Genomic DNA, 25,769 nt, shown 5'->3' with positions numbered 1-25,769 from the left:
CTCACTGTTGCACCGCAGCGCGTTTCACCTGAAACTGCCGAACCGCTTCGGCGGTTTCGGGACGAATATTATCGATCCCCTCATATGGCACACCCTTGGCGGCTGGGCCGTCCGGGTACAGCTCCTTACGGGCTTTGTGACGACCAAAAATGCGCACAAACTCTTGTCCGCCCCACGCGCCGACTTCCGTCGAAACAGGGTATTCTTCACGCGTATCACGGAACAGGTCAAAGAACTTGGCACCAATCGGATTTTCGCCGGCTTTGGGCATGTTCATCTTCAACTGGTCCTTGATAATCGCAGCAGGCGTATGCACAGAATATACTATCACATGGTCGCGCCGCGCCTTTGTTTCATCCGAAAACAGCAACGCAGCGGACTGATCGACACCATCCACCAAACGGTCACGTGGAATATGCTGATCCGCGCCGGCAAAACGGGCAAGTGTAGTGTACAGATCAGAAACGTGGATAATGCTGTTCAGCAGACCGTCGGCCTCAATCATGCCGGGCCAGCGAATAAACGCATCCACACGAATACCGCCCTCGGTCGTATCGGCCTTGCCGCCACGATAAATCATCGGGGTAAACCCGGACTGCGGCGAGTATTTGGTGAAATGCCCGTTGTCCCCCATCAGGACAACAATCGTGTTGTCCGCGACGCCCAACTCTTCCATCCGCTCAAAGATATCACCCAACCAACTGTCCAGTTGCTGCATTTTGTCAACATAAAGACCTGCATTCGGGCTCTCCGGACCATCCCGTCCTGTGCGAGTATTGTGCAGTGGGATCATCGGCCAGTATTGCAAAAAGAATGGCTCCTCGCCCCCAGCCAAACGCTCCAGTTCAGATAGAGTTTTGTCCTGAAACGCCTGATTCATCTCGTCATATTTGGCCGTGTTCCAACGTTCGCCATTTTCCATGCGAATTTCGCGCACGCTGCCTCCTGCTTCGCCTTCGATCACAGTCATCATGGCCGACGCATCCGGTCGGAAGAAATCATCCACCGTGTAGGTGTCTTCATAGTCGAAAATCCCGACCGACACCTGCTCTCGGATTGCATCGTCATGGTAGATCGTTAGCTGACCCTGCTGGTGCACCGCCATCTGTGCATAGTCAAATCCTTGGTTCATCGCCCAGCTTTCCGCGATGTCCCCCATGTGCCACTTGCCGACATGAGACGTCGCATAGCCAACTTCTTTGAGAAGCTCCGGCAGCAAGACTTCGTCGCCCGGCAAACCCTCGCCAACGATATCCACCTGCGTATTTCCCATGCTTGTGCGCACAGGCAATCGACCGGTCATTTGGGCCACGCGCGTCGGGGTGCAGGACGGTTCCGTGTACATACGCACCATTCGCAAAGCTTCGTCTGAAAAGTCGTTAACATTCGGCGTCTCATAGCCGCGCACCGCGTTCAGCTCGGGGATACCCATATCTCCAAAACCAAGATCATCGATGAGAATGCTGATGATATTGGGTGCGGTGCCGCCGTTTCGCTCGCGAAAACCCGCCAATTCCGCGTCTACGGCGGCATCATCTTCGGCCCACGCCTCGGCGTGCTGATCAAGAAGAATATAATACTCCGCATCATGCTTGATCGCGTCAGCTTGAGCAAAGCACGGCAAGACCGCTATACTCAAAACAGTGCCTTTTAGTGTCGCCTTCATCTCTTGCTCCCTAGAATTTTCAGTTCCGCCATCGCCAAGGGGTCAAATTATGCCTGCCTAGAACTGGCAGCAGTATCGGCCTCAGCATCGTCCAATCTGTTCAGATCCGTGTGCGGAAAGAATTCAACCCAAACATGCCAGAAAAGCCCCGGTCTCAGTCCTTCAACCCGCTCCAAACGGCCAGCTGGTGAATCGCCGAAAAAGTCGATTTCCTGAACCGATTCACCGGTGTCATTGTACCAAACGCCAAGGCTCTCAAACCTGGGATCCCAGGCGGCAACCACCGGCCGCCCCCCAACAGTGGCATTCACGAGGCCGCCCTGATCAATTACAAAGTCGTCAGTCCAACAAACTGCATCTCCGTCGATGTCGATACCCCAAACATACGTCTTATTGGGTAGTCGTTCGTCATAGTGAGTCATATTGTCCATAACCGGCTTGGCTTCCCGGTGTTGTCGTTCGATGGACGCGGCAAAGAGCATTTCTAAGGCCATATCGAACAAAAACAGGATCGGGTTTGACGAAGGCTTGTTAATAAAAACAGTGCCGTCAGGATACGCCTTTTCAAACGCACGGAATGTCATGCGAAATGTGGGCCACGGGCGCATCGCTAACGTGGGACGCATCGGGCAAACAGGCCCGGACTGATCAGATGCTATGTCACGTTCGCGAAACCCATAGATCTGTTGCACCGGCTCTCCGGTCTTGTTGTCGCGCAAAACTAGGTTATTGCCATGTTGAGCAAGCACATCCAGATCCACCGTCTCCCCTTCAATTTCGGGAGTATAGCCGATACCCAAATTCGCCATGGCACAGTACGTCATGATGACGTTCTCGCCGTTCAAGCCTTCATCATTTCCAGCCAAATGAGGTCTCAGCAGCTGCGCTTGAGGGTGAGCTCTCGCCACGCCATTGTTCTCCATCACGAGAACTTGGTTAGACGGAGCAACATAGGCCCGCGCTTCGGCAATCGATACGAACTCTGCTACCTTGGACTGATTGCGCAATCCCACATGCACCCAGATATACGGAAACCCATATAATAGAACGACAAGAGCCGTGGCAAATAGCCAAATCCAAAGTGGCCCCACACTAAAAAGAAACTGCACAACCGTAAATACAGCAAACGCCACGCCGCCGATTATCAGGAATGTGTACTCATGACGAATGAAGCGAAGCATGTTGCTCCGCTTAACCTTCAAAACCATTTGTGACACGTCGCCGAGATCGCGAAAGTAGACAAAACCAATTGCCAATGTCACGATCAAGCTCAACCAGTAAACCAATGTCACAATCATTTCGATCACCTGCCTTAGACCTTCAATTCAGATCGGTCACTGCATAGAAATTTCCGTCCCCCGGCCGCTATACCTTCACGCTAAAAGGCGAACTTAACGGCATACGGAACAACACCTTCATTTTGTTACCATATTCATTGCATTCGCAAGAAATAAATGTATTGAGCTTCAATCCCCTTAAACAGAGCATCCACTCACCATCCCGACACTGAGACACTTTGCTACAGAGCGGACACTTGCGCTTCCGGCAATTTTGGTATACCGCCGCATACAAAGCACGCTCGGCAGACAATGACACTCGTTTCCGATGTGTGAACGCAATTTGACACTTAGTAGCTGGGACCGCCATGAGCTTGTACATCACATACCTCGAAGAGATCGAAACCCGCAAAGATCAAGGGTTGAGCCCTAAGCCGATTGACGACGCGGCACTGACTGAAGAAATTATTGCTCAAATCAAGGAAACCGAAAACAAGCATCGCGCACAATCCCTGAATTTCTTGATCTACAATACATTGCCCGGAACAACGAGCGCGGCAGGCGCGAAGGCAAGATTTCTCAAAGAAATCGTATTGGGTGAAACCGTCGTTGAAGAAATCTCAGTTGACTACGCCTTTGAGCTTTTGTCGCATATGAAAGGTGGCCCATCCATTGACGTTCTTCTGGATGTTGCTTTGAGCGAAAAAGCCGAATTGGCCACCAAGGCCGCTGACGTGCTTAAAACGCAAGTCTTCCTCTATGAGGCCGACACGGACCGCATCGAGGCCGCCTATAAAGCGGGCAACGCCATCGCAAAATCGCTCCTGGAGAGCTACGCAGCTGGGGAATTCTTCACCACTCTTCCTGACATCGACGAAGAAATCGAAGTTGTCACATACATTGCAGCCGAAGGTGACATCTCGACCGACCTTTTGTCCCCCGGCAATCAGGCTCACTCCCGCTCTGACCGGGAACTGCATGGTAAGTGCTTTATTTCCGAGACGGCGCAAGAAGAGATCCAAGCCCTCAAACTGCAACACCCCGGCAAGCGAGTTATGCTTATCGCCGAAAAAGGTACGATGGGTGTCGGATCATCACGGATGTCGGGCGTCAACAACGTGGCCCTTTGGACAGGCAAACAAGCCAGCCCCTATGTGCCTTTTGTTAATTTTGCGCCAATCGTTGCTGGCACCAACGGCATCTCGCCGATTTTCCTGACCACTGTTGGCGTGACCGGCGGCATAGGTGTCGACTTGAAGAATTGGGTCAAGAAGGTGGATGCTGACGGCAAGGCGATCCTAAACAACGATGGCAACCCAATCCTTGAGCAGAAGTACTCTGTCGAGACCGGCACGGTTCTCAAAATCAACACTAAAGATAAGAAACTCTATAGCGCCGAAGGCGGTGAAGAGCTGGTGGACATGTCCTCTTCCTTCACGCCACAAAAGATGGAATTCATGAAGGCGGGCGGTTCTTACGCCATTGTCTTTGGCAAGAAGCTGCAGACGCTTGCCTGCGAGACTTTGGGCGTCGAGCTCAAGTCGGTCTTTGCCCCATCCAAGGAAATCAGCCATGAAGGTCAGGGCATGACCGCCGTTGAGAAAATCTTCAACGCCAATGCACGTGGCAACACTCCGGGCAAGGTATTGCACGCCGGTTCCGACGTCCGCGTCGCCGTGAACATCGTGGGCAGTCAGGACACCACGGGTCTGATGACCATGCAGGAACTAGAGGCGATGGCGGCTACCGTCGTATCGCCCACTGTTGATGGCGCGTACCAGTCCGGTTGTCACACGGCGTCCGTTTGGGACCTCAAGGCTCAGGCCAACACACCGCGTCTGATGAAGTTCATGAACGATTTCGGCCTCGTCACCGGGCGTGACCCCAAGGGCGAATATCATGCGATGACCGATGTTATCCACAAGGTGCTGAACGACATCACTGTAAGCGACTGGGACGTTACCATTGGCGGAGACAGCCACACGCGCATGTCAAAAGGCGTGGCCTTTGGCGCGGACTCCGGTACCGTCGCGCTTGCGCTGGCTACTGGTGAGGCGTCGATGCCTGTTCCGGAATCGGTTAAGGTGACCTTCACAGGACAAATGGCCGACCACATGGATTTCCGCGATGTTGTGCACGCCACTCAGGCGCAAATGCTCGCGCAGCATGGCGACAACGTCTTCCAGGGCCGTGTGATCGAGGTGCATATCGGAACGCTGCTTGCGGATCAGGCCTTTACCTTCACCGACTGGACAGCCGAAATGAAGGCCAAAGCATCGGTTTGTATCTCGAATGACGAAACACTGATCGGGTCGCTGGAACTCGCCAAGTCGCGTATTCAGATCATGATGGACAAAGGCATGGAGCATGATAACGGAATGCTCGCCAGCTTGATCGCCAAGGCTGACGCCCGCATTGCCGAAATCAAATCGGGCGCAAAGCCTGCCCTGACCCCGGATGCCAATGCCAAGTATTCCGCCGAAGTGGTCGTCGACCTAGATCAGATCAACGAACCAATGATCGCGGACCCCGATGTCAATAACGTGGATGTGTCCAAGCGCTACACTCACGACACGATCCGCCCAATTTCTTTCTACAAAGCGGAAAAGAAGGTGGATCTGGGCTTTGTCGGCTCCTGCATGGTTCACAAAGGTGACATCAAGATCGTCGCCCAGATGCTTCGCAATCTTGAAGAGTCGCAAGGTTCGGTCGAATTCAACGCGCCGCTCGTGGTCACCGCACCAACCTACAACATTATCGACGAGTTGAAGGCAGAAGGTGACTGGGAAGTGCTGCAAAAGTACTCCGGCTTTGAATTCGATGACAACGCCCCCAAGACAACGGCCCGGACCGAGTATGAGAATATTCTCTACCTCGAACGCCCCGGCTGTAACCTTTGCATGGGTAACCAGGAAAAAGCCGCCAAGGGCGACACCGTTCTGGCTACGTCCACACGTCTGTTCCAAGGCCGTGTGGTTGCAGACAGCGCGACCAAGAAAGGTGAATCGCTGCTTGGTTCAACCCCGGTTGTGGTACTCTCTGCCATCCTTGGTCGTACTCCGACGATTGAAGAGTACAAAACCGCCGTCAAGGGCATTGATCTGACCAAGTTTGCGCCGCCGAAGCAAACTCCGCTGGGTGCGCGTTCCGTACATTTCTGATCGAAGTTTTCGGTCGTAAGAAAAGCCCAGCCAGTTTTCTGGCTGGGCTTTTTGCTGGCTAACCTTTTGCTAATCTTCAGCGCAACAATTGGCTTGCCTGCTCGGGAGTCAATGGCGCAGGGCGCTCACAGGTCGTCGACATTTCAATCCACTGTCGGTCTTTCGCCGATTTAAGGACCGCCGTCATCACTTCAACAACATGTGTCGCCAACTCCAGACTGCAGCGGTGTGGCCGACCTTCCGCAATGGCCGCCGCCATGTCGGCAAGTCCTGCGCAGCGGTAATTCGCGCGTCCAATCCCTGCATTATCCGTATCATTGGGCACTCCAAACGGATGGTCACGGCTCGGAACTTCCTCGATGGAGCCATTTTCTCCTGCAAATTGGACGGCCTCCCCAAAGAAGTTAGGATCGGGTACAAAGAGCGATCCCTTCTCTCCATAGAGTTCCATGTTTTTGTGGCGATGCGCCCAAACATCCCAACTTGCACCCAGCGTGATCAAGGCTCCGTTCCGAAACTCCAGAATGGCATGAATGTTTGTTGGCGTTTCAACAGGTACCGTCTCTCCCAGTCGCGGACCTTTGCCGATGGTTCGCGTGGAGAAACTGGCCGACGCCATCGCCGTCACTGCCTTCACCGGGCCGATCAACTGAACCAAATTCGTGATATAATATGGTCCAAGGTCGAGTACCGGCCCCCCACCCGTTTGAAAGAAAAAGTCAGGATTTGGGTGCCACGCCTCCATGCCATGCGACATTACATGGCACGTCCCTCCAACAATTTCGCCCGCTAACCCTTCGTCCAGCACAGCACGCGCCAACTGGTGTGCACCGCCTAGAAATGTATCCGGTGCCGAGCCCACACGAAGGCCCCTTTCGCTCGCGACTTCGCGCAGCGCCTCTCCTTCTTCCAACGACAGCACATACGGCTTTTCCGAGTAGGCGTGTTTACCGCTCTCCAAAATCCGCTTTGTAACTTCAAAATGGGCCGCAGGCACGGTGAGATTAACAACAATCTCGATGTCCTCCGCCGCCAGCAGACCTTCGATTGTCTCCGCGCGCACATTAAACTCACTTGCTCGTGCGCGGGCGGCATCCATGTTCAAATCTGCAACCGCCCGGACATCCAGAAAATTAAACAACGGCGCAAGCTTGAGGTAAGACGCCGAGATATTGCCACATCCGACGATACCAACACCAGAAATAGTCATATTAGTTTCGCCTCAAAACGCTTGAACACTTGCCAGCGAGCGTGACGCCATCCGCTTGTGATCACTCGGGTTGTCATGTTCGATGATGTAACGCTGAACATCTGCTGCATCCATTGCCGCCTTGATTTCAGGCCAGTTCATGGTTCCATGCCCAACATCTGCCCAACCATCTTCGTCGGCGTTTTCGCCGGTGGGTGCAATGTCCTTAACATGCGCAGCCGCCACACGGCCGGCATACTTCTTCAGCCACTCTACCGGATCTTGTCCGCTCACTTTAACCCACGCCAAATCCAACTCGATCATGATGTCATCCGATGCTTCGGCAATAACATCCAGCGGCATGATGCCATCCACCGGGATCAGCTCAAATTCGTGATTGTGCCACCCAAATTTCAGCCCGGCCTCCACGATCGGAACTCCCGCACTGGCTAATCGCGCTGCAAATGCTCTCCAACCTTCCGCCGTTGTTGGCCGGTCATCAGGCGCCAAAAACGGTACAAAAATTGTATTTATTCCAATCGTCTTGGCTATTGCGATGGCCTCTTCCGGGTTTTTCTCCACCAGATCGAGCGCAAAGTGCGCGGTCGGCATCGCCATCCCATGCTCATCAAGCAAGGTCCTAGTTCTCTCTGGATCGTCCAGATATGGCCCAAAACCTTCAACTTCTTTCACATTCAACTCAGCCAACATTTTGAACGTTTCTTCAACATCCCAATTGCGAGAAGAATAGAGCTGGTAAGAAATAGCAGGCATTTTTAGTCCTCCAAACAAAGCGCGGCCAATAGGCCGGCCGTTAACATTTCGAATTCTGTTTTCTTAGTTCACAGCCGCAACTCTGACGTCTTGTCAAAAAGAGAGGCTTTGGACAGGTCAAGACCGAGGCGCAATCGCTCCCCAACCTTAATCTTTGCTTGACCATCCATGCGCACGCGGAATGGATGTCCCGCAACTTCACAGTCAACCAAGGTATCTGACCCCGTCGGCTCAATCAGGCTGACATCAATGTCGATCTGAAACGGCGCATTGCCAACCAACTCGCCGGTCACCACGTGTTCAGGCCGAATTCCCAAAGACGCCTCGCCGCTCACGGCATTACCGCTGGCAAATTCGTAACCAGCGAGCGGTATGGCGAGATCACCCACCAAGAACACGTCACCCTCAATTCGTCCTTCCAGAAAGTTCATCGAAGGCGAACCAATGAAACCGGCAACATATTTGTTCACCGGGCGACCATAGATCTCCTCCGGAGAATCCAACTGCATGATTTGACCACCTCGCATAATCGCAATCCGATCAGCCAGCGTCATCGCCTCGATCTGGTCATGTGTCACATAAACCATTGTATTGCCGAGATTCTGGTGCAAGCGTTTGATCTCGACCCGCAGGTCCGCTCTCAGTTTTGCGTCCAAGTTCGAAAGCGGCTCGTCAAACAGAAATACATCGACATCCCTAACCAAAGCGCGACCAATGGCGACCCGTTGTCGTTGCCCTCCGGACAGAGCCGCCGGTTTGCGTTTCAAAAGAGGTTCGATCTGCAAAATTTCCGACGCACGCTTGATCCGTTTTGCAATTTCATCCTTCGGCAATTTTGCGTTCTTCAAACCAAAAGACAAATTTCCCTCAACGTTCATTTGCGGGTAAAGCGCATAAGACTGGAAAACCATGCCGATACCACGCTCTGACGGTTCAGCCCATGTCACATTTTTGTCGTTGATGTGAATTTGCCCGGCCGTGACATCAAGCAGTCCCGCAATGCAATTTAGCAATGTGGATTTGCCACATCCCGACGATCCAAGAAGGACCAGGAATTCACCCTTTCCGATATCCAGATTAAGGTTCTGAAGCACCTTAACAGCGCCAAACTCCAGATCGAGGTTTTTGATTTCAACTGACTTATTCATAAGGCATCACCCCTTGACTGCGCCGGCGGCGATACCGCGGACGAAGAGTTTTCCTGAAACGAAATAGATCGTGAGTGGAACAAGGCCTGTAATGATGGTTGCGGCCATGTTGACGTTGTACTCTTTCACGCCCTGCGTCGAATTTACGATATTGTTGAGCGAAACAGTCATCGGGTAGGATTCCGGTCTCGTATAGACGACCCCAAACAAGAAATCGTTCCAAATCCCAGTCACCTGCAAGATCATTGCAACCGTGAAAATAGGCAGCGACATCGGAACCATGATGCGGAAATAGATCCCCCAAAACCCGGCTCCATCCACGCGCGCCGCCTTAAAAAGTTCCTCTGGCAGTGACGTGAAGTAGTTTCTAAATAGCAAAGTCAGGATTGGCATGCCAAAAATTGTGTGAACAATCACAAGACCCGTAAGCGACCCATAAAGGCCGATTTCGCGCAGCATAATCACAATTGGGTAGAGCATCACTTGATAGGGGATAAAGGCGCCAAAAATCAGGATAGTAAAAAAGGCGTCAGCGCCTTTGAACTTCCAGTTGGCCAGCGCATACCCGTTCACCGAAGCAATCACGATCGACAATATGACCGACGGGATCGTGATCCTGACCGAATTCCAAAAGCCGGTGCTTAACCCATCGCAAGTCAGGCCTGTACAGGCCTGCGCCCAGGCTTTGACCCATGGTTCAAAGGTCACCTCGACAGGTGGGGAAAAGATATTGCCAAGCCTGATCTCTGGCATACCCTTCAGCGATGTCACGATCATAACATAGAGCGGTAGTGCATAATAAACCGTGACGACAAACAAGGTGCCGTAGAGCAGAATATTGCGGCGCGAAAGTGCCTTGCGCGGCTTCGGACCTTGCGGACCTGACAGCTGGGAAGAGGTGATATCAACCACGTTTTTTCGAGCCTCCGAATTCGAGGAATGCCCAAGGGATCACAACCAGTGCAACGGTCAGCAGCATCATTGTAGAAGCCGCAAATCCTTGGCCCAGATTGTTTGCCTGAAACATCATGTCATAGACGTATTTTGCTGGGACCTCAGTCGATATGCCTGGGCCACCACCAGTCTGCGCCACGATCAAATCGTAAATTTTTACGATACCCGTCACGACCAGCACAAGGGTCGTGATAAAGACTGGTCGCATCATTGGAATGACGATGAATATGTAAGTCTTCCAAGCCGGAATGCCGTCGACACGCGCCGCCTTCCAGACCTCCTGATCGATCCCACGCAACCCGGCAAGCATCAGAACCATAACAAGCCCGCTACCCTGCCAAAGCCCGGCAATCAGAACGCCAAAAATCGCTATGTCAGCATTATAAAGCGGGTCGAAGGCAAATGACTCCCACCCCCAGCTTCGCACAATGCTCTCAATCCCAAATTCCGGGTTCAAAATCCATTGCCACACCAGACCGGTCACCACAAAGCTCAACGCGTAAGGGTACAAAATCACGGTTCTGATCGTGTTCTCAAATCGAATTTTCTGATCGATCAATGCCGCCAAAATGAAGCCGATCACAAAGACCAACACCAACATGCTCAGCCCGTAAATCATTAGGTTTTCGATGGACACGATCCAACGCTTCGTTGACCACAGGCGTTCATATTGATCTAGGCCGACCCACTTAAGCCGGGGCAAGAGGCCAGATTTGGTAAAACTGTAAACTATTGTCCAGGCTGTCCCGCCGACAAAAACAAACAACGCCGTCACGATCATTGGGATCGCTGCGATCTTTGCAGACTTGTTGCGGAAGAGTTGGCTCGGGCGCGCATCGGCCATGAGCTCGTCTCCAGATAAGGTTATTACACCAATCAGTCAGCCCAAAATAAGCTTGGGCTGACTGATTTTTGATTATTCGGCGTTTTCGATAATCTTCACAAACTGTGCTTGTGCGTCTTCAGCCGTGATCGTCGGATCGGAAAAGAACTCAACAAACAATGTGCTGATCTGGTCAGCCGTATCTGGAGTGTTCAGCATCGCTGTATCCGGCAACAACGCGCCGCTTGACAACAACTCAAGACCCTTCTGCATGCAATCATTTGCCGTCGAAAGATCGATGTCGCCGCGAACGGGCAAAGACCCCTTCTTGAGATTGAATGCCACCTGCGTTGCTGGTTTCAACATCAGCGCGGCGAGCTCCGCTTGCGCAGCTTTTTCGGCATCATCATTCAGTACCGGGAAATAGAATGCGTCGCCACCCGTGCTCAACAATTCGGTCATGCCCAATCCAGGCAAACAGCTATAGTCTTCACCAGCAACCTGTTCTGCCACGGCGAATTCGCCCTGCGCCCAGTCGCCCATGACCTGGCCTCCGGCCTGACCAGTAATGACCAGATTGGTCGCGTCGTTCCAATTCTGAACCGTAGAGCCCGCCGCCATAGCACGAGCATCGCTAGCGGCGCCAAAGATTGCAGCGACTTCGGCTCCAGCGGCAACTTCGGCATCCTTATCCCGATAGACGGAGAGGAAAACGTCATTCGAAACAAGAGCCGCGAAAAGAACGTTGAACAAGCCGCGCTGCTGCCAACCTTGCTGACCCAAAGCCAACGGTAGCTTACCTGCTTCGGTCAATGCCGGCGCGGCCGCCACAAATTCTGTCCAGTTGGATGGCACGGGTATTCCCGCATCATCATAGGCTTTATGAGAAAGCCAAATCCACTGCCAAGAGTGAATATTAACCGGGGCGCAATAGATGCGTCCGTCAACCGTACACGCATCCAGCAAAGAAGGCGGGTTCACGATATCTTTCCAACCCTCAGCTTCGGCAATATCTGTAATGTCGCGCAGCAATCCAGCTTCTATCAACTCTTCGGCCTGTCGTCCGTGATTGAACTGAAAGGCTCCCATCGGATCTCCACCGGTCAAACGGCTCACCATGACCGCCCGCGCCGCTTCACCACCCGCGATTGCGGCATCAACCCAAGTGTTGCCTGTACCATTGAAAGCGTCGGCGAATTCTTTCACTGCGGCCGCTTCACCGCCTGAAGTCCACCAGTGCATCACCTCCAACTCGGTAGCAGACGCGCTGGACGCCGCAACAATCGCTGTTACTGATAGCAATTTCGAAATCCGATTCATGACCATCCTCCCTGATCTATAACGTTATAGTAAATTTCTATATCGTTATAGATTTTTGTTGCAAGTGTTTTTTTGCACCCACTATAGATGATAGGGTGTTCCGGGACTGGTAAGCAGTGAGAAAACTGAGTAGGCCAAACAGATAGCGAGCAGGCTGCAAACTTGAGTGCGTGGAGTGGATGCGATGAAACGGAATTCGGCAAAAATCGAAAACCTGAGCGCTGAAGAACTAAGGCAATTGGTTCTGCCAGGAGAGCGCCCGACGCAGAAAACTATATCCCGGATCAGTGGTTTAGCGGTGGCTACTGTATCTCGCGCATTGGGCGATGCACCCGATATCGGCCAAAGCACCAAGGAGATGGTACGCAGCATAGCAGACGCCATTGGGTATGTTCCGAACCGCGCGGGCGTCCGCCTGCGAACGGGTCGAACAAATGTGATCACACTTGTTGTCCCAGCAGAAGGCGAGGTCATCAACAACTCAGCCAAATTGACAAACTCGATTGCCCTCGAGCTGCGCGGCACACCGTTTCATCTGAATGCATTGCCTTGGTTTCCGGACGAAGATTCGCTGCGCCCCATCAAGTATATCGTCGAGACCCATTCAGCAGACGCCGTCATTTTCAACATGACCGAGCCGCGCGACCAACGTGTTGAGTATCTCTTAAAACACGGGTTTCCGTTTGCAACACATGGTCGGACAGAGTGGTGTGATAAACACGCCTATTATGACTACGACAACCAAGCGTTTGTCTGTGCTGCCCTAAAAAATCTCGCCGCGCGCGGCCGCAAAAACATCCATGCGATATTGCCACCGGCCAATCAGAACTATGCGCAAGATATGATCCGAGGGTTAGAGGAAACCGCGCCCAAACTTGGCCTTGCATACCGTATAGCTCAGAACGTAGATAGCGATCGTTCCTCAGATGCAATTCGCCACTGGATAACGCATCGCCTTACACACTCACCAGACATAGACGCCATCCTATGTTCATCTTCCAAAGTGGCGATTGCCGCAATTGTCGCGATTGAACAACAAGGGCTGTCACTCGGAGAAAGCATTGATGTTTACACCAAGGAAGTTATCCCTCTTCTAAAGATGTTTCGCGAGGACATTATCGTCGAATTCGAAGATGTTAGCCATGCTGGCAGTTTTCTGGCCAAAGCGGTCATGCGTCAACTGCTACACCCCGACCAACCGCTCATGCAGCATCTAGAAATTCCTGTGGCCACTCCGCGGTGACCTACCCAGGATCTAATATCAATGCGTCAGATCACGCTCAAATTCTTGTCGGTTGGGACGACAGCAGTGTGTCTACACTGGATTGAAACACCAATCGCCAACCTCGTTTGGCGTCACACTCTCTGGTCGCTCTAGGAAAGCCGCTTGCGCTGTGCATCCCGTATCAATGCCGCGAGCCGGTAGAACCCATGCGCCATCTTGGTAAAAGGCGTCAAAACAAACAACGTCAAGACGGCGCCCAAATGTATCGCAAGCAGCGCAGGCATAAACACGCTCCCGCCCAGCACATACAAAACCAGCCCACTGAAGCCGACAAAGCCCAACAACAAAATAAAGCCTATATCACCGCCCCACGCCGCGCTGTCCCCAAGTGAGCGATCTGACTTCAGCTTAAGCATGACCATACCGACACAGCCAATCGTGAGCAAAATACCGCCCGAAACACCAAATAGTTTTGGAAGCGACCAGAACCCATAGGGCGCATGCAAGCCCAAACCATAGTGCATGACTGTCGCGACTGACGTCGATGCAAAACACAGCAAGAAACCGTACATAACCGCCTGATGGACGTGGCGCCGCCCTTGGCTAAATCGGTCTTCGTCTTCAAAATTGCACCCCTCGCCATGCCCGGCAGCCAGATCCTGCATCTTGCCTGCACGTTTAAAGGCTGTTTTGATGTCGGCCAACGCCATGGCTTGCCCACCAACTTCTTGCCAAAAACGCTTCAAGCTAACCGCCACGCTGACCAACGGCAAAAGAAAGGTCGGCGCAAATATCGCGACCATCGCGTTGTGCGATAATACCGCATAAAAACCCTCCCCTCCTTCCGAGCCTATGGCACGAATAGCCATAAACAGCGCCGCAAAACCGATCACAAGCGCCAAAGCAATGGCGCCACCGTGGCTGTGGAACCGCCGCGCAAGTGGTTGCGGCCATGCAAAACTTTCCCAGCTGTCCCGGCGTACTTCCGCCAATGCAGCTGGCAAGTTCAAGTCAAACTCATGCGGCGCGGTGTATTGACAGGCATAATAGCACCCGCGACAGTTATGACACAGGTTTGCTAACTGTGTCAGATCCCCGTCCGCAAAGGCACGTTCAGCGTGCAACGCAGGAAAAACGGAACAATAACCCTCGCAGTATCGACAGGCATTGCAGATCTCCGCCTGACGGCGCGCTTCTTGTAACAATTCAGTTTGCATAGGCTGCGGCCTCACGTCCTGCGATGCGTCCAAAGACGGTTCCAATGGTCATGCCGAACCCGGCCAGATACCCTTGCCCTAAAATGGACCCGGCCATGGTTTCCCCTGCCGCCCAAAGGTTTTGGATCGGGCCGTCTGCTGTGCTGCACTGCGCAGTATCGTCAACCTTTAGGCCAAGATAAGTAAAAGTGACCCCGGTGCGTAAGCTGTAGCCGTAGAATGGCGGCTCAACGATGGGCCGCGCCCAGTTGGTTTTGGGCGGCGTAATTCCTGATGTGGCCACCCCGTCCAACTCGGTTGGATGAAATCCAGTGGCGTCACCACAAGCCGCATTAAAGGTCTCAACCGTTTGGCGCAATTTGTCAGCAGGCAGGTCCATCATCCCGGCAAGTTCTTCCAATGTATCCGCCTTAAGCGGTGGAAAGACCGACGGCATAAACAGGTTCAGGGACTTGGCATCAATAATCACAAAGCCAACCTGATCCGGCTGCGCTGCCACCAAACGCCCCCAGATCGCATAGCGCTTCGGCCAGACATCCTCGCCTTCGTCGTAAAACCGTTCAGCATCTTTGTTGACGACAATCGAAAACGGTACGCAGTCCAGCCGCGTGACAATACCACCATCAAACTTCGGCGCGCGACCGTCTATGGCCACCGCGTGGCACTGAGTAGGGTCGCCAACGCTTGAGACATCCTGATCCAGCAGGTCCGCGAGCACCACGCCTCGGTTGTACGGCGTACCGCGTATCAAAAAGTTCTTCGCCGGATCGCCCCACGCGCGCGTCAGCCATTCGGTATCAGCCTGAAACCCGCCTGACGCGACGATGACCGCCCTTGGCTCAATCCGATGCGTGGCCCCTTGATGCGTGTAATCGACCCGGGCGATCTTGTCCCCGTCAAGCTCAAGATGGATCACAGCGGCCTCATAAAGCACATCAACCCCAAGCTTTTCGACAGTGCGGTAGTACGCGTTCACAAGACCTTTGCCACCTCCCATGAAAAACGCGTTGGTACGCGCCAGCGACAACGTACCAGACAAAGACGGCTGAAACCGAACGCCACGTTCTTCCATCCAAGGCAGACATTCTTGCGACGTTCGAATGGCCAATCGCGCAAGATGCTCATCTGTCTTGCCATCCGTAACTTTGATCAAATCGGCTAGGTATTCTTCTTCACTGTAGTCGTCCACCAAGGGTCCCAATGGGCCGGAATGCATACAACGGAAATTGCGTGTGTGGCGCGAATTGCCGCCCCGATAGGGTTTTGGCGCCGTCTCAAGAATAACAACCCGTGCACCAGCCTCAGCCGCAGTCATGGCGGCACACAACGCGGCATTCCCTCCGCCTATGATTGCAATATCGTACTGGGTCATGGCTACTTTCCTTGGTTCCGCCTCGCATACTACGCCCCACGTTGATTTGACAAATGATGTATTATGCTCAATTAATGCGCTATGAGCATTAATTATGACTTCGGCGATCTCGAAGCCTTTCTGGCGGTCAAGGAAACCGGTTCTTTTCATGCGGCAGGCGCGCGTTTAAACCTGTCGCAATCGGCCATCACGCGCCGCATCCGAAAGTTGGAACAAGCACTGGGAAGCCCATTGTTCGAGCGCACCACGCGCACCGTAAAACCCACTCTGGCGGCAAAGCGGCTGCAGCCACGAGCCGAAGCAATGGTAAACGATGCTCGGGAAACGAGCCGCGCGATGCAAGATGCCAGCGTATCATTTGCACATCAACGGGAAGCCATCGTTACAATTGCCACCGTGCCAACAGTCACGACGCGCTTCATAACACCAGCAATTCGTTTTGTTCAGGCGAGCGGGGGAAACCTGCGTGTGCGTCTTCTTGACGGGTCCGCAAACGAAGTAGCCGAGGCCGTAGTTCAAGGGGACGCAGACTTTGGTCTATGCTCGATACCAATGCTGGAGCCCACCACCGAATTCGAACCTCTTCTAGACGACGCCATCGTTCTCGCTGTTCACCTAGAAAGCGCTCTGGATGGAACGCGCGACTTACCACTCAGCGCGCTGGTCGATATGCCGTTGATATTGCCGGCGCGCGGCACTGGAAACCGCCTCCTCATCGACGAGTCCCTGGCGCGCGAACGACTCAGCATTGCATGGAGTTTTGAGGCCGGGCGCAGCACAACCGCGCTGGATCTCGTGACCAGCGGCATGGGCGCCGCGCTATTACCGATGTCTGCCATCGATCCCGCACGCGTTGGATACTGCATTCTTCAAGAACCCGGCATTGTACGTACAGTAGGATTGCTGTCACGCGCCGGTCAGGCGGACACTCCAATGGTCCTAAAACTGAAACAAGCTATCCGCGCTCAAGTCTGAACAGGGCCTTATATGCTAATCAAAACGCTCTGATTGATCATGTCGAAGGCCCCGATAGCATATGGCATCCGGACGATTTGGCTAAGTCCCACCTACTGCATCTCACCCCGCTACGGGTGGATCAAAGCCGCCGTTTGATCGTGTCCATAGGCCACCACCCACAAGAAAGATACTGCCAGAATGGAGATTGTGCGTTTGGAAAACCTTGATTGTCGGAAGGCAAAAACTGGCGGCGGAAACACACTCCGCCGCCCGATACTTACGGCGCTATCGCGAATGGCCTTCGAGCTGGTCCAACCGATCAACAACGGAATTCAACTGCTGAAGCGCGTCGGCACGGCGGAACAAATCTAAACTTATGCCTGCCACCGACAAGGACGACCCAGGCTGATGCGGAAACTCTGGGATGGTACGCAGGAAGTTGGCCACCACCTGCCGAAGCGGCACAAACAGCCAAAGCTGATCCATCGCAAAAATTTCCCAAGCCCCCGAGTTTTCCCACGCTCACTCAAAAGGACCCGCGCGCAGGTTGAACACCAGAGGTGAAATCGGCGTGGTGTAGTAAGATCCACCTAGTGCATTGGCCGAACCGGTTTGACAGCGGAAGTGCGCTTTGAAATCGCCATACCGCACAGCGTTCAGGTTTGAGTCCATACCAAAGTAAAGGTAACTATCGCGTGGTCCTTTGTCTTCGTCACCAGAGAAGTACGGCATGAAATTGTGCCCATCCAAATACACTTTCCAGCCCTTACCGTTCATGGTCGTGCCAGCCTTCATATCCTCGGCGAGGGTCGGAGCACCGGCCGCGGCGGCAAGCGTCGGCATCCAGTCCATGTGGATAATGATGTCATTATGGACGGTGCCCGGCGCGATGGTTCCAGGCCAGCGAACAATAAGAGGCACGCGGTGGCCGCCTTCCCAGTTTGTGCCCTTGGCGCCCTTGAAGCGTGTCTGACCGCCATCTGGCCATGTCCAGGGTTCAGCACCGTTGTCGCTGGAGTAAATCACAATGGTGTTGTCATCGATTCCGTGCTCTCCGAGCTTGGCAAGCAACATGCCGACGTGGTCGTCATGTTCGACCATGCCATCCGGATAAATGCCAATGTCCGTGCGGCCTAGAGCTCCGGGCTTTAAATGGGTCCAGATGTGCATGCGGGTGGCGTTGAACCAGACAAAGAATGGCTTCTCCTTAGCCACAGCCCGGTCAATGAAATCCACCGCGCCTGCCATGATTTCCTCATCCATGGTTTCCATGCGTTTTAAGGTAAGCGGACCGGCGTCCTGCACTTCGCCATCTGCGGAGGATTTGATCACACCACGAGGGCCGTATTTCTCGCGAAAGGCTGGATCTTTGGGATAGTAATCGCCTTCAGGCTCTTCCTCCGCATTCAGGTGGTAGAGGTTGCCAAAGAACTCGTCAAAACCATGTTCAGTTGGCAAATGCTCATCACGGTCGCCAAGTGGTTTTTGCCGAACTGCCCTGTGGCATAAACTTTTGATTTCAAATATTCGGCCATCGTGGGATCCTCTTAGCGCATACCGAGATGTGCGCCGGGCAAACCGATTTTTGTCAGGCCTGTACATACAGGCAACTGGCCGGTTAAGAACGCCGCACGGCCGGCGGTACAACTCTGCTCACCATAGGTATCGGAGAAAAACATGCCTTCTTTGGCGATCCGGTCAATGTTGGGCGTCTCATAGCCCATCATGCCTTGGTTGTAGGTCGAGATGTTAAAATAGCCGATGTCATCGCCCATGATGACCAATATGTTTGGCTGTTCTTGTGCCGACGCCAATGTCGAAATGGAAAGCCCAAAACAAACAGCACCGGCCAATCGCATGTTGTGTGAGACACGCATTGATCACTCCAGCGTAACAAATTCTTTGCCTGACGCCTCCAAGGATGCAGCAACGAAGCGAATTTCCCAAAACCATAATGTGTCCGAAAACTGCAGAACCAAAGATTCATTGGAATTGTGTTTTTTGGTTTTGGTGATCGCTTTTGACCGATGTTTGATCCGACCGAGTTCTTTGTTGCGAACCTTCACACCCGTGATTTCGAGGAAATTCGCGAGTTAGAATTGGGTTGGGACCAACGATATGATTTGATTGATGGCGGTGGGTTTGAAGGCCGAACTTCGGTGCTCCAATGCGGTGAGAGGCAATTGAGACGTCTACTGGGGCAACCGCGTCGGTTATCAAGGCATAACGCCGCCTGGGAGTGCCGCCCTTGGACTTCCAGCTCAGCAATCATCACCCGGGAAATGGTTGGGTTACGAAGCCAATGATGACGCTCTTATAGTTCAAAGAGCTGATGGGGAAGTGGAGTTCCTTGGGCCTGAAAGATGGCGAACCATTGTGTTTACGACACCCAAGAAAAAGTTTTGGGATTTGATTTCCGCTGTTTCCGGAGTTGGTGAGATTGATCCGAACAAGCTTTCAAAGCCAATAAACCGCACCAAGAAGACCGCGTATGGGCTACGCTCTCAAGCGCTGAGGTTGTTGAATGTAGCGGCGGGCTATGACCAACATGAGACCGAGACCCCGCGCCTGTTTTGCAGTTATCTCGACGCGTTGGAGGTCAATTTTATCTTGCGGTTGTTGAAGTCGCTGATACCGCAACTGCATCGAGCACCAGCATTGATGCTGATAAAACTGTAAAGCGAGTTGAGGACTACTCAAGGGCCTTTGGCCATCGCTCGGTAGGTATTCTTGAACTCTGCAGCAAATCGGATACCGCAGAAAGAACTATCCACGCAGCCTTCAATCTAAGTGTGGGTACCTCACCTTCGGCTTGTTTGAGAAGCAAACGACTCAATCAAGCCTACAAGTCACTCCGACATCGTGAACCACAACGTGGAATGGTCAAATCTGTAGCGCTTCAGAACGGCTTTAATCATTATGGGCGGTTTGCTCAGCAATACCGAGAATTGTTTGATGAGCGACCGTCAGAAACTCTAGAGCGTCGGTGACCGGTTAGAGGTTTTCTATTCTGCCTAAAGATGCCTTTTGCTAAATTTGCAGCGAAGGTCTGCTTTTCATCCATCCTGTCGAAAAGCAACGTGCCGCGGTCACAGAAAGCGGCGATCTAAAAAGGCCCGAGCGCCTTTCTTGTCAAGCTTTGCCCGCTTGCCGCGGTACAGGAAAGATTTTGGCTAGTTTGCGGAGCTTTTGGGCGGTTGCGGCGAGGAGGAATTCGTCATTTGCGCCGCATGGGCCACGTTATCGCAACCGCCCTAGCCCAAGGATGCGCTTGAGGTGGGCGAGAAGCATTTCGACTTTCTTTCGCAGTTTGGATGAGACCTTGTACTGCTGTGTTTTTCTGATGGCGCGGGCAACATCTCTGGCGTCTTCGTGCTCTTCGCCGGTGACCTTGCGTGCGTCTGCCTTCGGGCAACAATTGTTCTTCGAGGGACAAGCCTGACAAGTTCCCTTCAACGCGCGATATCGCGCGACACCTTTGCCCGTCGGATCTCGATTTGGGTCAGAGCAATTCCGGCGGAACTACTTAAGCGGTTCTCCCTCGGGGCAGATAAGTTGGTTATTTTGCGCATCCCATTCGAAGCCTGCACAGGACCATGTTCCGTCGGTGCGCCCGCTTTATCGATCACTGGGATATGTGGCGCGATGTCGCGATCAACCAACCAGCCTAGCATTGGCCCTGAACCGTAGGCTGTATCTGCGATCAACCATTCTGGTTCGAGATCGAACCTGTCCTTGACCCGATCCAACATGGTCTTCGTTGAACCGACTTCAGCTTGCCGTATTGAACGGGTGCCTTCAACATCAACGATGACACCATAATCGGTATCGATGAGATAGTTGTCAGAATATGCAAAGAATGCTGGTCCTTTGCGGGCCGCTGTCCACAGGTTCGCTGGATCAGAAAAGGGTGTGAACGTTGGCTGGACCTCGCTTGCAGCACCAAACGCCGCCTCATCCAAGGTGTCTTGATACTCGCGAACAGCACGTGGGGCCGCATCCAGATCGATGCATTTCGTATCCCATTCTTCCTTTGGTGCCGAGAACTGCCGGTTTGCATCCGCTTCGATCAGGCTGGCATCAATCGCCATCCGCTGGCTGCACACAGGGCCTCGGCCGAACTGGACCGGGTGAATGCAGAGCTTGCCGACCAACAGGCGCAAGGCGTGGTGGTGAAGCCGCTTGTATGGCTAGTCGGTGGCGAACGCTACCATGCTTCGGGCTAAGACTGCGTGGTGTTGTGGTCGGACGACGCAACGCGTTGGGTCGCGAATTGCTGGTTCACGAACGATATCGGAGGCTGGGAGACGCCAGAAGATGCATTGGTCGCGGTTAGTAAGCGACGCGCTAAGCACCTTGCCGGACTGATCCAACCCGCCCGCCCAGAGAACGAGATATGGGACGAAGCGGCGCAGTGGCATGACGAGCAGATCAAAATTTTGGTCAATGAGGAAGGCTCATACGATCTCACCACAGGCCAATCCGAGTTTCCTGAATGGGTGAAAGATCGACTTAAGGTCCACTAGGGCAGCGCCGCCGCACTGAGAGCCAGGGGGAAGGTTTGATGCATATCAGATTGCAGAACATCAAAAAGCAAGAACGCCCTCTAGCCCTCAAATTGGCGGATAATGTTCTTGCCGATAAAGAAAAGCCGCACGGCCAACATTATGGTTACGGCCACTGGTCTTCTGATCGACCAGAGCGCAGCCTGTGGGTCCGGAAAACCAAGACCGGAGTGACCGTTCGAGCAACGTACACGGCCCCCGCCACACAACAAGAGAACGAGTGGTGCGCCGACTGTTCCGATGGCTACTTCTAAAAGAACCAGAGTGTGACCACGATTAGACCAAGTGGGAGGCGTGTGGTTACCGTTCCAGCGGCGTCGCTGCAAAATATGTGGGGTGTACCAAGATGCCGATACTTAACACTCCCCCAGAGCAGGAGGGCGGATAGATGACGCGGAAGAAATCCGCGCCGCCCTCAACCACACCGAGACAGAAGAGAAGTGAGATGACCCGCGCCAAACAACCCCGACCCCTCTGCCCTGCTTGCAACTAGCCTCTGTCGCCAAGTCTACGCAGCATGACACCGTTGTATGAGCGGCAAGGGCTGAGGCCGAACGAAAAGCCGGAAAGGGAGGAATGATGCTCGACACCAGACCATATACACCCGACGAACTCGCGGAGCGCTGGGTTTGCTCTGGCGAAACAATTCGCGCCATGATCCGCAGTGGTGAACCGCGAGCCTTCCGAGTCGGCGGGCGCTTGTTCAGAACCGCAAGGCAAACTGTGGAGGACCACGAATGCGGGATTACAGGATCGGACGCCTCAAAGGACGATTTGTTGTCATGTGGAACGAAACGAGCGGACGCCGCCGCTATCGTCTTGCGGCAGACACGCCAAATGAAGCCGAGCGCGAAGCCCGCGACCTGATCTTGCGCATCTCCGCCCCAGAGGTGAGAATGACAGTTGCCCAAATATGGGATGCCTATCAAATCGAAATGGGCGAAAGACGCCTAGCCGCAAAGCTGGAGCAAGTGGGCCGCAATGTGCTCCAAGAACTCGGCCACCTTTCCGCCACGCAGACCACCAAAGATGATTGACGCGCCTATACCGACCTGCCGCGCTCACACGACGTTAAGGACTCGACGATCAGAACAGAACTCGGCTGTCTCCGCTCGTCCCAGCTTTGGGCGCATAAATCCGACCCGATCCACAAAGCGTCTAGCACTACCATGCCCCCGGCCCCACCGCCGCGCGACCGCTACCTTACAACCTCCGAAGCCGAGAAGCTTATAGCATCAGCCATTGACCCGCATATTCGACTGGCAATACTGTTGATGCTCACCACCACAGGCCGCTCAGGGGCTATTCTCGAATTGACTTGGGACCGGGTGGACTTCGAGCGCCGCATTATCAAACCGGCTACAAACGACATAGGCCCTAAGAAAGGCCGCGCAACCGTTCCGATCAATGACACTCTGATGGCCGCGCTCCACGACGCCCGAGAGGCGGCGCTAAGCAGATATGTCGTCGAGTGGGATGGCCGCCAGGTGAAGTCAATCAAGAAGGGCTTTAGTGCGGCGGTGATCCGAGCCGGGAAAGAACGCTGCAGCCCGCATGATCTGCGGCGAAACGCCGGCCGGTTCATGGCCGAAGCCGGAGAGCCGATTGAGGAAATCGCGCAGCACTTGGGCCATTCAAACCCGAGCATGACCCGGTCCACATACAGCCAGTATTCGCCAGATTATTTGCGTCATGCGGCAGGTTCGCTTGAGAAAAAAGGCGTCGCTTGGTCCAACGAACCAGAGGGAAACCCCCTTGATTAAAGCCAAGTATTTGTTTTTATGTTGTTAATTTGGCGACCCCGGCAGGGTTCGAACCTGCAACCTGCCCCTTAGGAGTTAGTTGTGAGATAAAAAATTGATTTTTGCCAATAATAGCTAACAGTTGTTGTGCTAAAATATGTGCAAATTAGATTCATCTTGAATTCAATTGAACTCGAAGGCAGCGTTGGCCCAAAATAGAATTTAGACTTTCACCAGTGACCGTTGCGCAGACCTAACGGATCAAGGTCATAGCCGCATATTCTGACCTCCAAAAAATTTGCCGCCTGCTTGAAGACAGTTTCCCATTCACATCACGTCGAAGAAGGGCCACCAATTCTCTGCTTCAACAGCCACAGGAATCGGTCTTCTGTCCTGCTGGAAGACGAGGCTCTTCGTCGAATGGCTCCCAATGGCCTGTGGAATTGGGGATGGTCAAACGTTAGAAACTCCAGCCGGTCGCCAAGATATGGCAAAGTGGTTGCCATCGGCATCGTTGTGATGAGGTCCGTTTCGGCCACGATCTCAAGTACCGATCGAATAGAGTCCGTCTCGCACCCTATCTGCATTGATCGCACGCCAGACGCGATCATCGCAGCCTCTGTTTGCTGTCTCAGCAGACTGCCCCGCGAGTGAGCAAGCCATATCTGTGCCTCGAGATCAGAGGCCATGATCTGTTTGCGTGAAGTCAACGGATGGCCGGTTCGACACATGACTCCAACGCCGTCATCAATCAGCTCTTCGAACTCCAGCCCTGCTATGGGTTCAGCCAAGCTTTTTGGACCGAAGACAATATCAACCTGCCCTCGTTCCAGCATCGTGCGAAGTTCGTGGACCAGTCCGGTGCGTATCTCGATACTGCAATTGGGATTCGCCTTTATGAATTCAGTCAGGGGATCGCTTAGAAACCTACCCGATACAATGGGCGGGGCGCCGATGCGCAATTCGCCAACCGATCCTTTCGCTGTCTGGTCCGCAACGATCCCGGCCTGTTCTTCGGCCAATCGGATCGCCAGCCCGTTTCGAGCCAGACGTATGCCCAGACTGTTCGGGATTGAGCGGCGGCCCTCCCGTTGGAATAGGGGTGTCCCCAGCCGCGCCTCGAGTGTTTTCATGTTTCGGCTGAGCGCGGGTTGCGTTGTGCCCAGCCGGTTTGCCGCGGACTGAAACGAGCCTGCCTCGACGATAACCGAGAGCTGGGCCAGATATTTTGGATCCAGTTTCATATCTATCTGGTATGTATAGGGGTAAAAGTTTGATTATTCCATATCAATTGAAAATGCTAGCGTGACAGGAACGTCAATGGGAGGACACCATGTTTCATTTCAAATCACTGGGCCGAACGGTTCTGGCCGCAACACTTGCTCTGACACTGCCCAGCGCAGGGTCCGCGGAAATCTTCAAAGGCGAAACCGCAGGTGTGGGTGATCCGGTTCACACCATGTTTGTCGCCTTCGCCAATCAGGCCGGTAAGGCAGATGTCGAAATTCAGGTGAACGCCGGACAGACTTTGACAAAATCGATGCTCAAGGGTGCCAAGGGCGATATCGACTTTTTCTCGACCGTGCCTTCGTTGGTGAACCTGATGGCAGGTCAAAAGAGGATGTATGTGAACGTCGAAGGTGCGGGCGAGCTTTCGAAGAACATTCGTGCCATTCTCGGTTTCAAGGCCGGCGCTTACCACCCGGTGACGCTGGCCGGGTCTGGTATTGAGAGTTGGAAAGATCTCAAAGGCAAAACCGTGTTCACTGGCCCGCCTGCTGGCTCAGCCTCGGCCACCTCCGAGGCGCTCATTAAGATCATCACGGGTTATGTGGCAGGCGAAGATTACAAGGCAGTACGCCTGAGCTGGGGAGAAGGTTACGCGGCTCTGGCAGATGGCAAGATCGATATGATGGTCCGCCCTGCCGAGATTGGATCGGCCAATATCGAACGGTTCGGCCTTTCAGGTGAATTCCGTGTTCTCTCGATCCCGCAGGACAAAACTTCCAGTGACGAAATGAAAGCTCTGTTCGGGCGCCCGGGTCGCGGCATGCTGCAATTTGACGGTGACGTCTACAAGGGTCAGCTGACAGCAGGCGAAATCACGGCGCTTGGCTTTACCCAGTTCGTTGGCACCCATGCCGGTGTCTCCGATGACGTGGTCTACAGCGCGACCAAAGCCTTTTGGGAGAACCTGGATGAGGTTCATGCAACCGCCTTCTTCTTGAAAGAGGTCACCAAAGAGAGCGCCTTCACCTCGGTGAACGTTCCACTGCACCCCGGCGCCTTGCGTTACTATGACGAAGCGGGCTTCTCGGTTCCGGATGAACTGCGCCCCTGAGCGCTGGTAAATGGCCGGGCGGCATCCGCTGCTCGGCA

General features: G+C 53.6%; 26 protein-coding genes and 1 pseudogene. 11 read left to right on the top strand and 16 right to left on the bottom strand.

The annotated features are described in order from the left end of the window. Window position 1 precedes the first annotated feature (1 nt). Window positions 2–1,666 carry a sulfatase-like hydrolase/transferase gene (locus CLV88_RS18990; RefSeq protein ID WP_106609987.1) on the bottom strand — a complete coding sequence of 555 codons (1,665 nt, stop codon included), beginning with the start codon at window positions 1,664–1,666 and terminating at the stop codon, window positions 2–4. Window positions 1,667–1,713: 47 nt separating this feature from the next. Further along, complete coding sequence (locus CLV88_RS18985) at window positions 1,714–2,964, bottom strand: DUF3179 domain-containing (seleno)protein (RefSeq protein ID WP_106610042.1); 1,251 nt, start codon at window positions 2,962–2,964, stop codon at window positions 1,714–1,716. A 347-nt stretch (window positions 2,965–3,311) separates the two neighbouring features. On the opposite strand from CLV88_RS18985, the gene CLV88_RS18980 reads away from it, so the two are divergent. Then, on the top strand, window positions 3,312–6,104 hold the full coding sequence (locus CLV88_RS18980) for a bifunctional aconitate hydratase 2/2-methylisocitrate dehydratase (RefSeq protein ID WP_106609986.1): 2,793 nt from the start codon (window positions 3,312–3,314) through the stop codon (window positions 6,102–6,104). 76 nt (window positions 6,105–6,180) lie between these two features. On the opposite strand, the gene CLV88_RS18975 is transcribed toward CLV88_RS18980, so the two are convergent. From CLV88_RS18975 to CLV88_RS18950, 6 genes are all read right to left on the bottom strand, one after another. Beyond that, complete coding sequence (locus tag CLV88_RS18975) at window positions 6,181–7,314, bottom strand: Gfo/Idh/MocA family protein (RefSeq protein WP_106609985.1); 1,134 nt, start codon at window positions 7,312–7,314, stop codon at window positions 6,181–6,183. 12 nt (window positions 7,315–7,326) lie between these two features. Further along, window positions 7,327–8,067 carry a sugar phosphate isomerase/epimerase family protein gene (locus tag CLV88_RS18970; protein WP_106609984.1) on the bottom strand — a complete coding sequence of 247 codons (741 nt, stop codon included), beginning with the start codon at window positions 8,065–8,067 and terminating at the stop codon, window positions 7,327–7,329. A 68-nt stretch (window positions 8,068–8,135) separates the two neighbouring features. Then, complete coding sequence (locus tag CLV88_RS18965; protein WP_106609983.1) at window positions 8,136–9,215, bottom strand: ABC transporter ATP-binding protein; 1,080 nt, start codon at window positions 9,213–9,215, stop codon at window positions 8,136–8,138. Window positions 9,216–9,221: 6 nt separating this feature from the next. After that, window positions 9,222–10,127 carry a carbohydrate ABC transporter permease gene (locus tag CLV88_RS18960; protein WP_106609982.1) on the bottom strand — a complete coding sequence of 302 codons (906 nt, stop codon included), beginning with the start codon at window positions 10,125–10,127 and terminating at the stop codon, window positions 9,222–9,224. Beyond that, window positions 10,120–11,013 carry a carbohydrate ABC transporter permease gene (locus CLV88_RS18955; RefSeq protein WP_106609981.1) on the bottom strand — a complete coding sequence of 298 codons (894 nt, stop codon included), beginning with the start codon at window positions 11,011–11,013 and terminating at the stop codon, window positions 10,120–10,122. The genes CLV88_RS18960 and CLV88_RS18955 overlap by 8 nt, the downstream gene beginning before the upstream one ends. Before the next feature lie 72 nt (window positions 11,014–11,085). Continuing rightward, on the bottom strand, window positions 11,086–12,312 hold the full coding sequence (locus CLV88_RS18950; protein ID WP_207797106.1) for an ABC transporter substrate-binding protein: 1,227 nt from the start codon (window positions 12,310–12,312) through the stop codon (window positions 11,086–11,088). 184 nt (window positions 12,313–12,496) lie between these two features. On the opposite strand from CLV88_RS18950, the gene CLV88_RS18945 reads away from it, so the two are divergent. Further along, on the top strand, window positions 12,497–13,555 hold the full coding sequence (locus tag CLV88_RS18945) for a LacI family transcriptional regulator (RefSeq protein ID WP_106609979.1): 1,059 nt from the start codon (window positions 12,497–12,499) through the stop codon (window positions 13,553–13,555). A 131-nt stretch (window positions 13,556–13,686) separates the two neighbouring features. Here the strand turns inward: CLV88_RS18945 and tcuB are convergent, their stop codons facing one another. Then, window positions 13,687–14,754, bottom strand: coding sequence for a tricarballylate utilization 4Fe-4S protein TcuB (gene tcuB / locus CLV88_RS18940; protein ID WP_106609978.1), 1,068 nt, complete (start codon window positions 14,752–14,754; stop codon window positions 13,687–13,689). Then, entirely contained in the window at window positions 14,744–16,126 is a 1,383-nt protein-coding gene (tcuA, locus tag CLV88_RS18935) for an FAD-dependent tricarballylate dehydrogenase TcuA (protein ID WP_106609977.1), read from the bottom strand. The genes tcuB and tcuA overlap by 11 nt, the downstream gene beginning before the upstream one ends. Window positions 16,127–16,207: 81 nt before the next feature. Here tcuA and CLV88_RS18930 point away from each other — a divergent pair, with 81 nt between their 5' ends. Then, entirely contained in the window at window positions 16,208–17,101 is an 894-nt protein-coding gene (locus CLV88_RS18930) for a LysR family transcriptional regulator (RefSeq protein ID WP_106609976.1), read from the top strand. A 267-nt stretch (window positions 17,102–17,368) separates the two neighbouring features. On the opposite strand, the gene CLV88_RS23460 is transcribed toward CLV88_RS18930, so the two are convergent. The 3 genes from CLV88_RS23460 to CLV88_RS23625 all read right to left on the bottom strand — a co-directional run bounded on the left by CLV88_RS23460 (window position 17,369) and on the right by CLV88_RS23625 (window position 18,960). Beyond that, window positions 17,369–17,569: a hypothetical protein gene (locus CLV88_RS23460; protein ID WP_243403733.1), complete on the bottom strand. Its 201-nt coding sequence runs from the start codon at window positions 17,567–17,569 to the stop codon at window positions 17,369–17,371. Window positions 17,570–17,605: 36 nt separating this feature from the next. Beyond that, window positions 17,606–18,541, bottom strand: coding sequence for a sulfatase-like hydrolase/transferase (locus CLV88_RS18925; protein ID WP_279338365.1), 936 nt, complete (start codon window positions 18,539–18,541; stop codon window positions 17,606–17,608). A gap of 89 nt (window positions 18,542–18,630) precedes the next feature. Next, the gene (locus tag CLV88_RS23625) at window positions 18,631–18,960 is read right to left on the bottom strand and encodes a sulfatase-like hydrolase/transferase (RefSeq protein ID WP_279338364.1); all 330 of its coding nucleotides are present in this window, start codon (window positions 18,958–18,960) and stop codon (window positions 18,631–18,633) included. A 409-nt stretch (window positions 18,961–19,369) separates the two neighbouring features. On the opposite strand from CLV88_RS23625, the gene CLV88_RS23080 reads away from it, so the two are divergent. After that, window positions 19,370–19,762 (top strand): hypothetical protein, encoded by a 393-nt coding sequence (locus CLV88_RS23080; RefSeq protein WP_165798947.1) that lies wholly within the window; start codon window positions 19,370–19,372, stop codon window positions 19,760–19,762. Beyond that, window positions 19,657–20,073 carry a helix-turn-helix domain-containing protein gene (locus tag CLV88_RS23810; protein ID WP_106609974.1) on the top strand — a complete coding sequence of 139 codons (417 nt, stop codon included), beginning with the start codon at window positions 19,657–19,659 and terminating at the stop codon, window positions 20,071–20,073. Before CLV88_RS23080 ends, CLV88_RS23810 begins: the two co-directional genes overlap by 106 nt. A 250-nt stretch (window positions 20,074–20,323) precedes the next feature. On the opposite strand, the gene CLV88_RS23455 is transcribed toward CLV88_RS23810, so the two are convergent. Both CLV88_RS23455 and CLV88_RS18910 read right to left on the bottom strand, forming a co-directional pair. Continuing rightward, on the bottom strand, window positions 20,324–20,539 hold the full coding sequence (locus tag CLV88_RS23455; protein ID WP_243403732.1) for a transposase: 216 nt from the start codon (window positions 20,537–20,539) through the stop codon (window positions 20,324–20,326). Then, the gene (locus CLV88_RS18910) at window positions 20,536–21,174 is read right to left on the bottom strand and encodes a transposase (protein WP_243403731.1); all 639 of its coding nucleotides are present in this window, start codon (window positions 21,172–21,174) and stop codon (window positions 20,536–20,538) included. Before CLV88_RS18910 ends, CLV88_RS23455 begins: the two co-directional genes overlap by 4 nt. Window positions 21,175–21,318: 144 nt before the next feature. Between CLV88_RS18910 and CLV88_RS18905 the strand changes: the two genes are divergently transcribed. The 5 genes and pseudogenes from CLV88_RS18905 (at window position 21,319) to CLV88_RS23445 (ending at window position 23,411) form a co-directional block, all read left to right on the top strand. Next, window positions 21,319–21,609, top strand: coding sequence for a hypothetical protein (locus CLV88_RS18905; protein WP_133170010.1), 291 nt, complete (start codon window positions 21,319–21,321; stop codon window positions 21,607–21,609). A gap of 38 nt (window positions 21,610–21,647) precedes the next feature. After that, the gene (locus CLV88_RS18900; RefSeq protein WP_106609972.1) at window positions 21,648–21,902 is read left to right on the top strand and encodes a hypothetical protein; all 255 of its coding nucleotides are present in this window, start codon (window positions 21,648–21,650) and stop codon (window positions 21,900–21,902) included. A 322-nt stretch (window positions 21,903–22,224) separates the two neighbouring features. Further along, a pseudogene (locus CLV88_RS23805) lies at window positions 22,225–22,371 on the top strand (excisionase family DNA-binding protein); the annotation flags it as partial. A gap of 14 nt (window positions 22,372–22,385) precedes the next feature. Next, window positions 22,386–22,685 carry a hypothetical protein gene (locus CLV88_RS23450; protein WP_243403730.1) on the top strand — a complete coding sequence of 100 codons (300 nt, stop codon included), beginning with the start codon at window positions 22,386–22,388 and terminating at the stop codon, window positions 22,683–22,685. A gap of 132 nt (window positions 22,686–22,817) precedes the next feature. Beyond that, window positions 22,818–23,411 carry a site-specific integrase gene (locus tag CLV88_RS23445; protein ID WP_243403729.1) on the top strand — a complete coding sequence of 198 codons (594 nt, stop codon included), beginning with the start codon at window positions 22,818–22,820 and terminating at the stop codon, window positions 23,409–23,411. 311 nt (window positions 23,412–23,722) lie between these two features. Here CLV88_RS23445 and CLV88_RS18885 read toward each other — a convergent pair whose 3' ends face one another. Beyond that, on the bottom strand, window positions 23,723–24,634 hold the full coding sequence (locus tag CLV88_RS18885) for a LysR family transcriptional regulator (protein WP_106609970.1): 912 nt from the start codon (window positions 24,632–24,634) through the stop codon (window positions 23,723–23,725). An 89-nt stretch (window positions 24,635–24,723) separates the two neighbouring features. Here CLV88_RS18885 and CLV88_RS18880 point away from each other — a divergent pair, with 89 nt between their 5' ends. Continuing rightward, window positions 24,724–25,731, top strand: coding sequence for a TAXI family TRAP transporter solute-binding subunit (locus CLV88_RS18880; protein ID WP_106609969.1), 1,008 nt, complete (start codon window positions 24,724–24,726; stop codon window positions 25,729–25,731). Window positions 25,732–25,769 lie beyond the last annotated feature (38 nt).

The organism is Shimia abyssi (assembly GCF_003014475.1).
Lineage (GTDB): Bacteria > Pseudomonadota > Alphaproteobacteria > Rhodobacterales > Rhodobacteraceae > Shimia > Shimia abyssi.
Note: the sequence above shows the minus strand (reverse complement) of the source record. Positions and strands in the feature narration are given on the sequence as shown.